Here is a 14692-nt window from a genome sequence, read left to right as displayed (position 1 = left end):
CCGGTGACGTGCACCCCGTGGACTGGGAGAATCGAGGCTCCGGAACACCGGGACCAGCGGGACTGCGTGGAGACCATGAACGTGCTCTCTGAAGCGCGCGAGGTCGTGAGGGCGTACAGCACCACTTCTTCTCCCTCCAGGGGCGGGAAGGACTGCCGGACTAGGGCTCCTCGACGACGACGACGATCTCCTCGGAGCTGGAGGAACTGCTGGACGAGGAATGGTCGATGATGACGATCTCCTCGGAGCTGGAGGAGCTGCTGGACGAGTCGTCCTCGAGCGTGACACCCCGGTGCGGATCGGGGTGCCCGTCGCCCTCCGTGCGGGCGCGTTCGTCGTTCGTGCCCCCTGTGCCCGCTGCCCCGCTTCGGGCGCCCGTCCCCGTCGTGGTGGCCGCGGCGGCGGCGGTGGAGGCGGGAGCGAGGAGCAGTGCCGCGGTGGCGAGGAGGAAGGATCGGCGGGCTGGCTGGTTCATGGGTGTTCTCCGGGAAGGGTGAGGGTCAGGGCGCGGCGTAGGCGGTCGGTGAAGTGGCCGGTGGTGGGGTGGCGGGCGTCGGGGTCGGGGGCGAGGGCCTGCCGGAGGGTTTCCCGGAGGCCGGGCCAGACGGTGTCGGGCCAGCCGGTGAGGGGCCGGACGGGACGGGTGAGCCGGTGCTCCCGGGTGCGGGCCCGGCTGTCGGCGGCGGGCTGGTGGGGGTGTTGCCGGAGGACGCGGTGGAGGATCGCGGCCGCGCTGTACTGGTCGGCGGCCCTGGTGGGCGCGGGGCGCGGGCGGGGCGCGAGGCACTCGGGTGCGGCGTAGGCGGTGGTGGCACAGCGGTTCAGCGCGGCGCCGGCGGGGTCGCCGTCGCGTACGCAGCTGTCGAGGTCGATGAGCGTGAGGGTGCGGCCGTGGTCGAGGACGATGTTGCGGGGGCTGAGGTCGGCGTGGACGACGCCGTGGTGGTGGAGTCCTTCGACGGCGTGGCCCAGGGCCAGGGCGAGGTGGGTGAACAGCTCGGCGCTGTCGGCGGACCACGCGGCCATGGAGCGGTCGAGGTGGGGCAGCAGTTGGTGGAGGGTCAGCCCCCTCTGCCAGGTGGAGGCGAGGTAGTGCAGGTCGTGGTGGACGCCTTCGCCGAGGAGGCCGGCGGTGTCCGGGTGCGCGGCGGCGGCCCGCAGGCCGTGGACCTCGTTGCGGGCGCGGGCGAGTACGTCGGCCGGGGCGTCGCGGCAGGTGGTCTTGAGCGCGACGTCCCCGCCGTCGGGGGCCGTGGCCCGGAAGACGTTCTGGCAGCCCCGGCGGCGCAGCAGCCGCAGCGGCTCGTACCCGGCGACGCTGTCGCCCAGCAGGTGGGCGGGCTCGCGGCCGTGCGGGCAGCGGGCCGCGGGCCGGCGCGGTGGCGGCGGGCAGGCCCCGGACGCCTCCTGCCGGCCGGTCGGCGCCGCGGCGGCCCGTGGCGGGGTCGGCGGGGTCACCGGTGGCACCGCGCCGTCGCTGGCGGACGGGCCGGATCAGACACGGCTGACGGTGAACGGGATGCGCTTGGTGACGTCCTGGACGCGGACCTCGCCGCTGATCTTCGTGACGCGGGTCCCGCCGTCCGCGCAGACGACGCTGTCGCCGATCGCGTGACCGGCGTAGGAGACGAAGCGGATCTGGCCGCGGCCGCTCGTGTCGACCCTGATCTCGAAGGAGCCGATGGCGTACCGGGAGTCGCTGGGGCCGGTGGCGATCTCGGTCTTGAAGGTGTTGGCACCCGCGACGACCGGGGTGACGGTCATGGTGCGGTCGTTGCCGTTGGCGGAGGCGGCACCGGTGAACGGTGCGTCGAGGCCGGCCGCGCCGACGTAGTCGCCGACGGAACCCCCGCACGTGTCGACGGTGGCGGCGCCCGCCGCCGGCGCGGTGGTCAGCACGGCGGTCAGGGCGGTGGTCAGGGCGAACGCGGCGGCGGCTGCCGATCCGGGTCCTCTTCGCATTGCACGGGTCCTTTCCGGTGGACGGATCCCGGTCAGTATGCGAATCGTCCGGCCGTGGCGGGGGAGGCGCCGTCGTGCCGGGTGTCAGGATCACCGCAGCGGCGTAGTGCGTCCGGTCCGGCCCGGTCCGGCCCGGTCCGGTCCGGCCCGGCCCGGCCGACGGCAGCGGGTGTGGGCGCGGGCCGGGCGTCCCCGACACCGGTGCCGGGCAAGGGTGTTCGCGGGTGTTCGCGGGTGGGCGGTGCCGCGGCGCCCGGTCGTTGCGGGAGGCGGCGGCGCTGGCGACCGACCCCGCGACCCGCGGGATCGGCCAGTGGCGTCCGGCTGGAAGCGAGCCGACCCGCCTACGCCCACGCCGGGCTCGGCGAGCGGCGCGAGCCGATCCGCCGGGAGGGGGCGAGGAGCGGTCGAGGGCGGCGAGCAGTGCCCGTTCAGTTGCATGGGAGTCATCCTTCCCGTGCTTGACATGCACTTGAAGGTAACGTCGGGCCTGGATACCTTCGTCACCAGAGCGCAGGACGCACCGCACGACGCGGCTGGACCGGCCTCAACCACCCCTTCTCGCACGGGAGTACCGCCATGTCCGCAATGCCTCAGGCCACCGCCGCCGACCTCTCCGGCGCCACGCTCTCCGCCGCCGATCTGCTCGCCCGGACCACGGACGCGGTGCGCGCGGCCGGTGCGGCGCTGCGCGAGCGCTTCGGCGACGTGGTCCCCTACCGGACCCGCGAGGAGCTGATGGCCGCACTCGCCGCCAACGACGACGCGGCCCTCGCCATCCTGCGCCCCGCCCTCACCGAACTGCGCCCGGGCGCGGGCTGGGTGGAGGACGAGCTGGACGGCGGGGCGCTGCCGGCCGGCGAGTGGTGGGTGGTGGACCCGGCCGAGGGCAACGTCAACCACCTGCACGCCCTGCCGGAGTGGGCGGTCACCGCCACCCTGGTGCACGACAACCAGCCGGTGCTCACCGTCGTCCACCTCCCGCTGACCGGCGAGACCTACACCGCGCTCGCCGGCGCGGGCGCCCACCTCGACGGGCGGCCGCTGCGCGTCTCCCCGACCGAGGACCTGGGCCTGGGCATCGTGGCCACCAGCCAGGCCCGACCGGACGAGGACGAGGCGGTCGTGCGCCGGGTCGGCTCCTCGATCACCGCGATGCTCTCCGACGCGCTCGTGGTGCGCACCGCCGTGCCCGCGACGCTGCACCTGGTGAACGTGGCCGCCGGCCGGATGGACGCCTTCTGGCAGTTCGCCGGCGCCCGCGCGGACCTGCTGCCCGGCGCGCTGCTCGTCACCGAGGCCGGCGGGACGGTCTCCGACGCCCAGGGCCGCCCCTGGACCCCGCAGAGCGCGAGCTTCCTGGCCGCCACGCCCGGTGTCCACGCCGCGGCCGTCGCCACGCTCTCCCGCTGACCGCACATCACCACCCGCGGCCACAACCCACTGCCACCGCTCACGGCCACGACCCGCGGCCACAACCCATCCGCAACGAAAAGGACCTGACCACCATGACCACGATCGCAGTCCTCGGGAACGGCCGCGTCGGCGGCAACCTGGCCGCCGCCCTCACCCGGGCGGGGCACGAGGTGAGCGCGGTGGACCGCGCACCGGGCGCCGCCGCCGCTGCCGCCCGGACGGCCGAGGTCGTCATCAACGCCACCCCGGGCGCCGGCTCGCTGGAACGGCTCGCCGCCCTGCGCGAAGAGCTGCGCGGCAAGATCCTCGTCGACGTCTCCAACGCCACCGTCGACGGACCGGACGGACTGCCCGCCGACCTGATCTACCCCGGCTCCAGCCTGGCCGAGCAACTCCAGGAGGCTCTCCCGCAGACGCGCGTCGTCAAGACCCTCAACACCATGCTCTTCCCGGTGATGACCGCGCCGGCCACCCTCACCGAGCCGCCGACCGCGTTCCTGTCCGGCGAGGACCCGCAGGCCAAGCAGACCGTCCGCGACCTGCTCGCCGACCTCGGCTGGCACGAGGAGTGGATCACCGATCTCGGCGGCATCCACACCGCCCGCGCCACGGAAGCCGCGATCCTGTTCGTGCCGCACGTCATCCGCGCCAGCGGGTTCACGCCCTTCGCGATCTCGATCGCCCGCTGACCAGCCACCGCGCGACGGCCTCCGGACCACCTCAAGACCCGGCAGCCCAAGGCCGTCGACGAGGCCGGCAACCGGCTTCCGGCGCCCCCTCGGGACCGGCGCACCACGCCGCCGCCCGCGGCCACCCCGGCGGCGAGCGTCCGACACCGCCTGCCCCACCGCCCGGATGCACCCGGTCGTACGGAGTGGTCGACTCGAAACGACGGGAAGTCTCGGGGGCCGTCACGGAGAGGAGCCGAGCGATGCCGAAGGTATCCAAGCAGTCCGCGACGAACGTCCAGGAGTTCGGTCCGGTGACCGACCGCCGCGAGGAGATGAACGGCTACACCGTCGAATTCGTCTCCTTCGCGGCGGACGCGGACCTGGACGGGCCGCTTCAGTCGCTGCCCGACGGGCAGTGCCACTGCCCGCACTGGGGCTACGTCATCGCCGGGCGCATGCGCTTCGTCTTCACCGACCACGAGGAGGTGTACGAGGCCGGCGACGCGTTCTACCAGCCGCCGGGCCACCGGCCGTACGTCGACGCGGGGACGGAGCTGCTGCAGTTCAGCCCCACCGACGCGCTCGCCCGCACCGAGCAGGCCATCATCGACTGGATGGGCCGCCAGCAGGGCGGCACGCCTTAACTGCTCGGGTGGCACGGCTGCCTCCGTGTGAGGGCCGGCGGTTCCGGGGCCGAAGGTGGACTCGAGGGTGCGGGCGGACTCGGGGGCCGTGGTCCCCGACCGGGACGATCGCCCTGTCCACCGGCGTCGTAAAGCAGTGGACAGGCCTTCATCCGTTGGACGGGCATCTCCGCGGTGAACAGCGAATCCCGTCCCGTCCCCAGGCGTGTCCGTTTCGTCGAACTCGGTGCGAAGGCGCTGCGGGCGCTTGCCGACGGCGACCTCGCGGGCGGCAGTGCCGAGGCCGGTGTCGCCCTCGATCCGCATTTCGTCGGTGACCGGGCTCGTTGGATCTTCGGCTACCGTGCCTCCCAGCTCGCCCGGGAGCCGTCGGCCGCGCCCTGGATCACGCGGGCCGTCGTGTCCGAGCCGGACGGGGTCGTGGTCGGCGACGCCGGGTTCCACAGGCCGCCGGACGAGGACGGCACGGTCGAGGTCGGCTTCACCGTCGTGCCCGCGCACCGCCGCCAGTGCTACGCCCGCGCGATGCTGGCGGCGCTGCTCCTCAGGGCCGCCGCCGAACCCGGCATCAGGACCGTACGGGCCAGGATCAGCCCTGACAACACCGCCTCCCTGGCCACCGTCGCGGGCTTCGGGTTCACACGCGTCGGCGAACAGGGCAACGAACGCGACGGACTCGTGATCGTCTTCGAGCTCCCGGCGGACGCGATTCGGACCGGGCACCTCACCGCCGCGGCGGGCACCGAGACCGTCCTGGTCAAGCCCTGACCTTCGCCTCGGCTGTCAGTCGCCCGGGTGGATGCGGGGAAGCAGGTGCGGGCGGCCCGCGAGGTAGCGGTCGGCTGCCTGCAGCGGCGTGAGGCCGGCGACGTTGATCAGGACGTCCAGTTCTTCGACACCCGCGTTGCCCGGCTCGAGTGCCGCGAGCCGGGCGAGTGCCTCCGGGCGGATCCGCTCGATCGCCTCGTTCCGAACCACCGGACTGGCCGCGTCGACGGTGCCCAGCAGGCCCTTCGGCTCCGTCAGCGGCCGCAGCCCGTGGAGGCGGTTGAGGTACTGGGGCCGCCAGAGCGGGATGACGAACCATTCGTGCCGGGCGAGCCCGCGTTCGACCCTGGCGACGAAGCCCGCTTCGTCGCCAGGGGTGAAGCGGTAACCGGCCCGGTCGAGGCCGTAGTCCGCCACCATGCGGGCCGAGAAGCGGCTGATGCCGGCTCCCGGGTTGACGCCGTCGATCACGCGTGTCATCCGCTCGGCCACCTCGGGGCGGGCGAGGTCGCCGACCTCTGCGACCTCGGCGGCGGGGACGTAGGGGGGTACCGCCCAGAGGCAGTACGGCTCGTAGTGCGGGGCGAGCACGGTGACCTCGTCCCGGTGTCCTGCCAGGTACTCATCGTGGCTCGACGGCAGCCAGGCGGACACCAGGATGTCGATCTCTCCGGCGGACTGACGGCGGAAGAGCTCCTCGTGGGGCGCCTCCACCACCGAGACCGGGTGTCCGTGCGCTTCCAGGACCCGGCGGACGAGTGCCGCGGTGCCCCGGTGGAACGACAGGGCGATCGAGCCGACGGTCAAGGGACACGGGCGCGTTCGGCCGGACATGGCAAGAGTTCCTTCCGCAGGCTGACTGCCGGCCGACCTGGACCGCTCCGGCGTGTTGGGCACGACGGACGCTATGGGAGAGGTCGTGGTTACCCGCAAGGGCCATTGCTACCTTTTGGGTACTGTCGGCCGGCGGCCACGAGTGCGGAGCCGGGGCGTCGACGCCGACCAGCACCGGGGCTCCCCTGAGCTGCGTCGGGCGCGCTGGGTCGCCTCGGGCGGTCCGGAAGCCGGGTCGCCCGCGGTCGGCGGAGCGGGCGTGCCCCGGGCCACTGGCGTGCTTGCGCCGGGCGTTCAGGTGAGTTCGCCGGGCTGGAGGTTGGGCAGACCGGTGTGTCGGGCGACTCCTTCGAGCACGACCCAGTGTGGAGGTGGCGCACGATGGCCCTGGCACACGACCGGGCGCCTTGGGAGGCCGGGAGCGGTGGCCCGCCGGATCGGAGCGTCCTGACCCTCGTCCCCCTCGTCGCCGGCACGATGCGGAGTACACGCTCGCCAGGCTCTCCGGTCGAGACGACCCTGGGCGTCGGCCTCGGCCTGCAGGGAGGTCAGGATCCCCTCCCGGATACCGTCAGAGCGGCTCCCACCGTCCTTGCTCAGATCTCCCCGCCCCATGACCAGTACAACGAGCTGCGACGTTCACAAGAACCGCGGCACTAGCCGTTCGGGGGCTTCGGGACCCTCGGGTCGAAGGGCGCGGTGTCGAGGGGCGGGGCCGCCGGAGGGTTCGGGGCGCTCCGAAGGCCCGGTGGTGTCCTCCGGTGCGCGGAGCCGCTCCGCAGGAGCAGCTTGCCGACCGTCTCGGCGACACCGGCGGCCAGGGCCGCCGCACCCACGATGATCACCAGGATCACCAGGACGTTCCGGTGCTCGCGTGCATCGGGGCACTCCACCGGCTCCGGCGTGCTGGTGATGGTCATGCTGTTCTCGCCCCTGGTCATGATCGTGTGGATCCTGCTGTGGGACCAGAGCGACCCGCAGTCCCCGCCCCTCGCCTCGACCGGCATGGCGCCCCAGAGCAGGCCCCCCAGGAGCAGGACCGCCCCCATCACCGTCAACCGCACTGCACCCGCCATCGTTCTTCCCCCCGACGTGTCCCCGTAGCGCTCTGTAGGGGGATACCGCACGGGCCGGGCGCTGTCAGCACCACGGGAGAGAGCTCCGGCGAAACTCGTCCATCTGCGGGTCCGGACGTCGACGCGCCCGTTCGGCGCCCCTGGGCCCAGCTGTCGGACCCTGCCTACCGGCCCACTGCATGTTCAACGGTCGTCGCAGGCACGGGGGGAGTCCGATGCGCGGGGCGGAGACGTACGGGAGGCCTGGGGCCGGATGGTCGCGTTGCTCGAACGGTACGACACCAGGCGCTTCGCCGCCGGTGGTCCGGCGAACCGGGAGGCCATCGGCCGGGCCGAGCGGCACCGTCCCGGTGTCGTGGGCCTGCGCGGCCCACGAGCCGTCGAGGGCGACCACCCGGAGCGCAGATTGACGGACCGGAACTGCCGTTTGACGCCCCGTCGTGCGGCAGGCCCAGCGGGGCACCGGTATGTCCTTGCCGCCGCCCCGCTGGCGTTGCCGGCCAGCCACGCCCGCCGATTCCGGCCCGCTGCGCCAGCGGCGCCCCTTGTCGTCAACGTCTGCTCCCGCAGCGGCTACCCCGTCGGCGCCCGCTCGCGAGCGGCTGCACGACCTCGTCGACCAGCGCCTCGCCCAGCAACAGACTGTGTTCCGGCTCCGCCCGGATCGCTGCAACCCACCGAAGCCTGCGCTCCGGCCGCCGATTCGCCCTCCTGCAGTCTTGCCTCGACGACCCCGCCCCGTCGCTTCCCCCGAGCGAGGTCGGGGGAAGCGACGGGGCGGGCGGCTCCCGGCGCTGTGGTTCAGGTCCGGCGGCGCAGCCGGCGGCCGAGCAGGACGGCGCCGGCACCGAGCGTCGCGAGCCCCGCGGCGAGGGCCGCCGGGAGGACGCCGGTCCCGGCTTCGCTCCCGGTGGCGGCGAGCTCCGCTGCGACGGGCGCGGCCGGCGCAGTCGGGGCGGGGGCGGGCGCGGTGGCGGGGGCGACCGGAGCGGTGTCGGTGGCGGGCGCGGCGACGGGCGCGGTGTCCGTGGCCGGCTTGGCGGCCGCGCCGGCCGCGGTGCCGGAGGTGCTGCCGGCACCCTGCTTGGTACCGCTGCCCGAGGCACCCGTCGTGCCCGGGGTCGCGGAGCCCTTGGCCGGGGCGATGACCGTGACGGTGCCGCCCTGGGCGCACATGGTGGTCCCGTGGAACGGGGTGCTCTCGTTGACGAAGACGCACGGGTTGATCTTGGTCGCCCCGAGCGGCGTGGTGGCGTCGTAGGACACCCGGACCCGGGTCACCGTGGTCTTGTGGGCGCCGATCGAGGAGTCGCGGCCCTGCAGGTAGACGCCGGGCTTGCCGTCCGGGTCGGCGTCGGAGACCTTCTTCAGCGTGGTCCAGCGGCCGTCCGCGGTGCGCACCTGGACGGTGGCGTGCGGGTCGGTGAAGAGCACGTTGCCGAGGTTGGCGTAGGCGGACGGGGTGGGGTTGGTCAGCACGGCGTCGAACTCGATCGGCTCGCCGCCGGCGACCGCCGTGGCGGGCAGGTGCGCCAGCGAGGTGCTGACGGAGTCGACGCCGATCTTCGCGAACCGCTCGTCCAGCTTGGGCCACGATCCCGGCTCGGTGAGGCGCGAGCCCAGGGTGATGGAGCGGAATCCGCCGTTGCCGGCGCCGTCGTGCGGCAGGCCCATCGGGGCGCCGATGCGCATGTCCAGCTTCACGCTCCTTCCGGGCGCGACCGTGATGCCGTTGATCGTGCCGTTGTAGGTGACGTCGGTCTCCCCGTCGTAGAAGTCCAGCGGCACCGACTTCCAGGTGCCGTTCGCCGGGTCCTTGTAGTCGATCGTGATGGCGTGCTGGCGCGGCCTGCCCGGCTCGGTCTCGGTCTGCAGGACGAGCGTGTAGGTGGTGGTCTCGGTGCCGGTGTTGGTCACGGTCTCGGTGAACGCGACCGGCTGCCCGGCGAGGCCGACCGTGGCCGGCGCCTGGACGGCCAGGGTTCCGTGGGGCGCGCCCTGGGCGGAGGCGGCCTGTGCGGGGACGGCGAGCGAGCCGCCGAGTGCGGCGACCCCCAGCGCGGCGGCGGCGACGAGACGCCGGGAGCGGGTGTTGGCGGACATGGTTCCCCCCCTGGGAAATGTGATGTGGGCATGCCAGGTACAGCGGGCGGCGTCCGGAGCGGATGCGCGTACGACTGCGACCGGGACGGCGAGTGGAGCGAAGCGGGCGAGGGGCGGCAACGGCCCGTGCGCCTGTCGGCCCACGGAGACCGGCTCGCGGTCGGACGAGGTCCGCCGCCTCCGGAAGGTGGCCCCCTTCCGTGCCTCTCACTGATACAGACGCGCGTCCCCCGCCGGGGTTGCAGACGGATCCGAAGAATTTTTCCGGGCCGTCTCCGCCAATGGGGGACCGGTGCGAGGGGGCCGCGGGTTCTCGGCCTGTGGCGCGCGACGGGGCGTCAGTCGCCCCGGGCGCCGGGTGTGCCGAGGTAGCGGGCGGCGAGTTCGCGGACGGTGGCGGCGATCGAATCCCTCAGTTCCGGCGGGGCGAGGACTTCGAGGTCGGCGCCCAGCTTGAGGAACTGGTCGTGGGCGTGGGCCAGGGACTCGATGGGGAGGCGCGCCGTGGTCCAGCCGTCGGGGTCGAGGGTGCCGGTCTCGGTGGCGGCCCGGTGCTCGGCGGGGCCGAGGTGCTCGCGGATCCGGCCGAGGCCGCGGGGGGAGAGGCGGACGGTGGCGTGCGCGGTGTGGCGGCGGGCGTGGAAGTCGGCGACCTGCGCCTGCCAGTGGGCGGCCAGGCGGAAGCCGGCTGGGGGAGTGAACTGCTCTGCCAGGGCGGTGAGTTCGAGGATCTGGTCGACCCGGTAGGTGCGTGGGGCGGCGCCCTCGCCGGGGGAGGCGACGAGGTACCAGCGGCCGGCCTTGAGGACCAGGCCGTACGGTTCGAGGCGGCGTTCGACCGTCCCCTCCCAGCGGCAGTAGCGCACCAGGATCGCGTACCGCTCCCGGACGGCGTCCGCGACGGCGGCCAGGTGCGGGGTCTCGTCGGCGCGGCCGTACCAGCCGGGGGCGTCGAGGTGGAACCGGTCCTCGACCCAGCCGGCCGGGGTGGGCAGCGCGGCGCGCAGCTTGAGCTGCGCGGTGGACAGGGCCTCGCCGAGGCCGAGCTGGGCGGCCGGGCCGGGGAGGGCGGCGAGGAAGGCGGCCTGGGCCTCGCTGGTGGTGAGGCCGGTCAGGCGGGTGCGGAAGCCGTCCAGGAGCTGGTAGCCGCCCGCGTGCCCGGCCTCGCCGTAGAGCGGGATGCCGGCCGCGGCGAGCGCCTCCACGTCGCGGTAGACGGTGCGGACGGAGACCTCCAGCTCCTCGGCCAGCTGGGCGGCGGTCAGCCGGCCGCGGTTCTGCAGGAGCAGCAGGAGGGAGAGCAGTCGGGAAGCGCGCACACCCGGAAGTATCCACTGACAGGAGGTGTCAGTGGACCGGCCGTAGCGTCCCTCCCATGAACGACTTCGACTTCTTCACCGGCACCTGGCAGGTCACCAACCGCAAGCTCACCGCTCCGCTCACCGGCAGCGACGACTGGGAGGAGTTCCCCGGGACCAGCGTCGCCCGGCCGCTCTTCGGCGGCACGGGCAACTTCGACGAGATCACCTTCCCGACCCTGGGCCGCCAGGGGGCGACCCTGCGGCTGTACGACCAGGACAGCAAGCAGTGGTCGCTCCACTGGGCCGACAGCCGCACCGGCCGGCTCGAGCCGCCGGTGGTCGGCGGCTTCGACGGCGACCGGGGGGACTTCTTCGGCGAGGACAGCTACCAGGGCCGCCCGATCCGGGTGCAGTACACCTGGTACCGGCTCGGCCCGGACGCGGCCCGCTGGGAGCAGCGGTTCTCGGCCGACGGCGGGGCGAGCTGGGAGCTCAACTGGGTGATGGAGTTCACGCGTTGATCGTCGAGCTGCGGCAGTACACCCTGCGTCCCGGGATGCGGGAGACGCTGATCGAGCTGTTCGAGCGGGAGTTCGTGACGGCGCAGGAGGCCGTGGGGATCACGCTCGGCGGGCGGTTCCGCGACGTGGACGACCCGGACCGGTTCGTCTGGGTGCGGGCCTTCCCGGACATGGCGCAGCGCAAGCGGGCGCTCGAAGCGTTCTACTACGGGCCGCTGTGGCGGGAGCACCGGGAGGCGGCGAACACGACCATGCTCGACTCGGACGACGTGCTGCTGCTGCGCGGCCCCGGCTACCGTCCGCCCGCGTGCACGCCGCTGGTGACGGTGACGATCTGCCACCTGGAGCCCGGCGGCAGCGGGCCCGCGGCGGGCCCGGCGGCGCACCGCACCGAGCACGCGGCCAACACCTTCCCCGCGCTGCCCGTCCGCGAGGAGGCCGACGTGCTGCTCTGGTTCACCGAGGGCGCGGCCGCCCGGCCGCACTGGCCCGGCCGGGTGGAACAACTGCGGCTGGCGCCGGTCGGGCCGCAAGGCTAGGCCGTTCCTTCAGATCATCGGATCGCCCGTCGGATCGCCGGGCGGACCAGCCGACGTCACCGATCAGTGCGACCACGCCGCAGCCCGGTCGACCTCTTCAACCGCATGATCGGCCGGCTCCACCACTGTTCGACGCCCGTCGGCCGTTCGACGGGCAGGCTGCCTTCCCCCGGCCCGCTGATTGCCGGTGCCGCCTGGCAGGGCTCAGGCGTCCGGACCCGGTCCGAAGCAGTCTTCCAGCTCGGCGCGCCGGTCCTGGGGCAGGTGATCGCTGAGCGGGCTCTGCCGGGGACTGCGCTCGCCGTCGCAGATCCAGCTCCGCTCGTCCGCGTCGAACGACTACGGTCGGGCTCCCCACATCGGGTGGCCTCCGAGCAACCGCCGGGCCAGCGGCCGGCACTCCTGCGGGGCGCCGTGGGCGACCAGTGCTTCGGCGACGGCCTCCACCGCCTCGTCGGGGCACGCGGCGTCGCCCAGTACCGGCAGGAGCAGGAGCAGGAGCAGACGGGCGTGCGGATCGGTTACGCCATCGGCACCTTCCGGCCCAGCAACGAGGAACCGTCCACGACGGGAGCCGAGGAGTACCAATGCCGTGCCATCGCCATGCCGCGATTCTGGCGTACGAAGATCCGGCCCGTCCGACCGGCCCAGGAGCCGCCCTGACATCAACGTGACGCCTTGGCACCGGCGGGTGTCCGGCACGAGCCCGCCCACTCCGCCTGCGCCCGCCCGTGGAAGGCGCGGAGCAGCCCGTCGGCGGGGTTGCGCCTTGGTGCTCAGGCCGATCCGGTGTCGTGCAGGTGGTCGAGGGCGTGGTGGATGAGGGGCTCGTGCCGGTGGGGGGTGAGTCTGCGGTGGTACTCGCGGGCCAGGCCCGGGGGGAGCGTGCCGGTGAGGTCGATCGCCTGGTGGGTCGCTTCGGCGGCGACGTCGAGCTCGTCGAGGGCCAGGTGGGTGTCGACGGTGTACAGCAGCCACAGCGCGGTGTGGGGGGAGAGCGTGGTGGTGTGCGGTGAGAGGAGGAAGTCGGTGACGGGCCGGAAGTACGGTTCGGCCCTGCGGGGTTCTCCGAGGTACCACCACACGGCGGCCTGGGTGACCGACCGGTAGAGCCGGTAGGCGCCGTCGTCCGGCGGGCCGTCGGCGGTGGCAGGCACCTCGGTCAGGCACCGGTCGGCGCGCTCCAGCGCGAGAGCGGCCGTACGGGCGCGGCCGAGGCGGGCGAAGGCGACGGCCTCGTTGTTGTGCAGCGCCACCGCGGCCGCCGCCGGGGCCCGTGGATCGGCGCTGCGGGTGGCGCGGATGTAGAGCATGGCGTCGTCCGCCGCGCCGGCGACGAGGTGATGGCGGGCCAGCTGGATCATCGCCTGCGCTGCGAGTCCGGGGTGGCCGCCCTCGGCAGCGGCCCGGATCGCGGCCAGGTTGTGGCGCTCCGCGCGTGCCGCCTCGCCCAGGGCGCCGCTGAGCCACCCGCAGACCAGTGCCGTACGGGCGGCCAGCGCGAACAGTGCGGGCGCCGCCGGGTGGCCGTGCCCGTGCCGGGCGAGCAGGGCCACCACCAGCCGGTGCTCCGCGTGCGCCCCCGCGTACAGCCCCGCCGGTGACAGCAGGGTGCCGTGCTCCTGGGCCTCCAGGGCGCCCACGCGCGCCTCGATGCCCGTGACACGCCCGGCCAGGTCCTCGGGCAGCGACCCCTGCGGCCGGGAGGGCGATGAGGTGAGGCGTTCCAGCGCGCTGCGCAGCTGGCCGGCGAGCGCGGCTCCGCACAGCGCGAGGGCCTGTGGCTGCGAACTCTCGGCGGGCTGGGCCGTGGAGGCGAGGACGGCCGCGGCGCCCTCGTCGGTGTAGGGCTGGTCCAGGAGGACGGTGTCCCGGGTGGCCAGGTGCGTCCAGTGGGGCCAGCCGAGGCGGCGGACCTCGGCCGCCGGCACGCCGTGCAGGTGCGCCATCGCCAGCTGCGCGGTGAACTCCGGCACGATGCGCCCCGACTCCCAGCGCGACACCTTCTCCCGGCGTGCGGCCATGGTGCCCAGGCCGAGGTCGCGGTGGGTGTGTGAGAGGAGGCGGGCGTACTCGGGCTGCGACAGTCCCAGTGTCGCCCGCAGCAGGGTGAGGGGGTGCGCCATGGAGAGTGCCCTGGTTCTGTCGCGTGCAGGTCTGTCAATCCGATCGTACGAATCTTGTTTGGGGCATGCCAGGCGGTGAGGCACCCCTCAAGGCACCCCCCAGAGGGGCCGACGGCCAGGAACTTCCCGAAAAGATTCTGCGTGGGAAATCCACGGCGCATCGACAGCTCAAGCGAATGCCCGGCCGGAAGATCCCGGCCGGGCATTCGCTTGACGAACGGGCTAGAAGGGAGACCCTCCGTGTCCGATGATCGATTTGAGCATGCCGGGCGATCCCACCCCGTATGCGCCGATGAGCGAGTAGCCGAGCGCGGCCTCACCAGGGGTGAGGGGGGCCCGGGACGTCCAGGAGGCCTCGATCGAGCCCAGGGGCGTCCGCTCGAACACGGCGAACTCAGTGCCGTTCCGGCTGAAGCGGGTGAGGCTCTCCGAGACGGGCTCGAACGCGTAGGAAGCGTCGCGGAACTCGACGCCGACGCGATACGACCTGCGGGTTGCGAACCCCGTTCCGGGGACTACCCGGCCCGATTCGTCTCCCACCGTCAGGACGATCTGCCGCGGGTCGCGAGTACCGATGGGCGACGGGTCGCCGGCCACGGACCCTTCGCGACGCATCATGGTCGCATTCGGCAGGGAATGCGAGCTGACATCGACCACCCCACGCTCGCGGTCGACGGAGATCTCCACCCGCCCGTGGCGTGGGTCACCGATCACCAGGTCCATTCACCCGA

General features: G+C 73.6%; 16 protein-coding genes. 7 read left to right on the top strand and 9 right to left on the bottom strand.

From position 1 onward, the window contains the following. Window positions 1-160: 160 nt before the first annotated feature. From ACIA8Q_RS30980 to ACIA8Q_RS30970, 3 genes are read right to left on the bottom strand one after another with little or no spacing between them, the layout of a single operon-like run. Window positions 161-475 carry a hypothetical protein gene (locus ACIA8Q_RS30980; protein ID WP_360215440.1) on the bottom strand — a complete coding sequence of 105 codons (315 nt, stop codon included), beginning with the start codon at window positions 473-475 and terminating at the stop codon, window positions 161-163. Beyond that, on the bottom strand, window positions 472-1458 hold the full coding sequence (locus ACIA8Q_RS30975; protein WP_360215443.1) for a protein kinase: 987 nt from the start codon (window positions 1456-1458) through the stop codon (window positions 472-474). Before ACIA8Q_RS30975 ends, ACIA8Q_RS30980 begins: the two co-directional genes overlap by 4 nt. Before the next feature lie 36 nt (window positions 1459-1494). Then, window positions 1495-1962, bottom strand: coding sequence for a hypothetical protein (locus ACIA8Q_RS30970; protein ID WP_360215446.1), 468 nt, complete (start codon window positions 1960-1962; stop codon window positions 1495-1497). Window positions 1963-2541: 579 nt separating this feature from the next. On the opposite strand from ACIA8Q_RS30970, the gene ACIA8Q_RS30965 reads away from it, so the two are divergent. The 4 genes from ACIA8Q_RS30965 (at window position 2542) to ACIA8Q_RS30950 (ending at window position 5461) form a co-directional block, all read left to right on the top strand. Continuing rightward, complete coding sequence (locus ACIA8Q_RS30965) at window positions 2542-3375, top strand: inositol monophosphatase family protein (RefSeq protein ID WP_396318077.1); 834 nt, start codon at window positions 2542-2544, stop codon at window positions 3373-3375. A 95-nt stretch (window positions 3376-3470) separates the two neighbouring features. Continuing rightward, window positions 3471-4067 (top strand): NAD(P)-binding domain-containing protein, encoded by a 597-nt coding sequence (locus ACIA8Q_RS30960; protein ID WP_360215449.1) that lies wholly within the window; start codon window positions 3471-3473, stop codon window positions 4065-4067. A gap of 242 nt (window positions 4068-4309) precedes the next feature. Beyond that, window positions 4310-4693: a hypothetical protein gene (locus tag ACIA8Q_RS30955; protein ID WP_360215452.1), complete on the top strand. Its 384-nt coding sequence runs from the start codon at window positions 4310-4312 to the stop codon at window positions 4691-4693. A 174-nt stretch (window positions 4694-4867) separates the two neighbouring features. Then, window positions 4868-5461 carry a GNAT family N-acetyltransferase gene (locus ACIA8Q_RS30950; RefSeq protein ID WP_396318076.1) on the top strand — a complete coding sequence of 198 codons (594 nt, stop codon included), beginning with the start codon at window positions 4868-4870 and terminating at the stop codon, window positions 5459-5461. 15 nt (window positions 5462-5476) lie between these two features. Here ACIA8Q_RS30950 and ACIA8Q_RS30945 read toward each other — a convergent pair whose 3' ends face one another. The 4 genes from ACIA8Q_RS30945 to ACIA8Q_RS30930 all read right to left on the bottom strand — a co-directional run bounded on the left by ACIA8Q_RS30945 (window position 5477) and on the right by ACIA8Q_RS30930 (window position 10793). After that, entirely contained in the window at window positions 5477-6295 is an 819-nt protein-coding gene (locus tag ACIA8Q_RS30945; RefSeq protein WP_396318075.1) for a glycine betaine ABC transporter substrate-binding protein, read from the bottom strand. 656 nt (window positions 6296-6951) lie between these two features. Further along, a complete protein-coding gene (locus ACIA8Q_RS30940) occupies window positions 6952-7371 on the bottom strand; it encodes a hypothetical protein (protein ID WP_360215460.1) in 420 nt (139 codons plus the stop codon). Between the two features lie 801 nt (window positions 7372-8172). Further along, window positions 8173-9474, bottom strand: a complete 1302-nt coding sequence (locus tag ACIA8Q_RS30935; protein WP_396318074.1) for a hypothetical protein — start codon at window positions 9472-9474, stop codon at window positions 8173-8175. 338 nt (window positions 9475-9812) lie between these two features. Beyond that, window positions 9813-10793, bottom strand: a complete 981-nt coding sequence (locus tag ACIA8Q_RS30930) for a helix-turn-helix transcriptional regulator (protein ID WP_396318073.1) — start codon at window positions 10791-10793, stop codon at window positions 9813-9815. A 56-nt stretch (window positions 10794-10849) separates the two neighbouring features. Here ACIA8Q_RS30930 and ACIA8Q_RS30925 point away from each other — a divergent pair, with 56 nt between their 5' ends. The 3 genes from ACIA8Q_RS30925 (at window position 10850) to ACIA8Q_RS30915 (ending at window position 12498) form a co-directional block, all read left to right on the top strand. Next, complete coding sequence (locus tag ACIA8Q_RS30925; protein WP_360213475.1) at window positions 10850-11296, top strand: hypothetical protein; 447 nt, start codon at window positions 10850-10852, stop codon at window positions 11294-11296. Further along, complete coding sequence (locus ACIA8Q_RS30920; protein WP_396318072.1) at window positions 11293-11835, top strand: NIPSNAP family protein; 543 nt, start codon at window positions 11293-11295, stop codon at window positions 11833-11835. The genes ACIA8Q_RS30925 and ACIA8Q_RS30920 overlap by 4 nt, the downstream gene beginning before the upstream one ends. A gap of 363 nt (window positions 11836-12198) precedes the next feature. Continuing rightward, the gene (locus ACIA8Q_RS30915; RefSeq protein ID WP_396318071.1) at window positions 12199-12498 is read left to right on the top strand and encodes a hypothetical protein; all 300 of its coding nucleotides are present in this window, start codon (window positions 12199-12201) and stop codon (window positions 12496-12498) included. Between the two features lie 113 nt (window positions 12499-12611). Here ACIA8Q_RS30915 and ACIA8Q_RS30910 read toward each other — a convergent pair whose 3' ends face one another. After that, window positions 12612-13961 (bottom strand): hypothetical protein, encoded by a 1350-nt coding sequence (locus tag ACIA8Q_RS30910; RefSeq protein WP_396318070.1) that lies wholly within the window; start codon window positions 13959-13961, stop codon window positions 12612-12614. A 222-nt stretch (window positions 13962-14183) separates the two neighbouring features. Next, window positions 14184-14684, bottom strand: coding sequence for a hypothetical protein (locus ACIA8Q_RS30905; protein WP_396318069.1), 501 nt, complete (start codon window positions 14682-14684; stop codon window positions 14184-14186). Window positions 14685-14692 lie beyond the last annotated feature (8 nt).

Origin of the sequence: Kitasatospora sp. NPDC051705, assembly GCF_044453265.1 — a bacterium.
GTDB lineage: Bacteria > Actinomycetota > Actinomycetes > Streptomycetales > Streptomycetaceae > Kitasatospora.
Note: the sequence above shows the minus strand (reverse complement) of the source record. Positions and strands in the feature narration are given on the sequence as shown.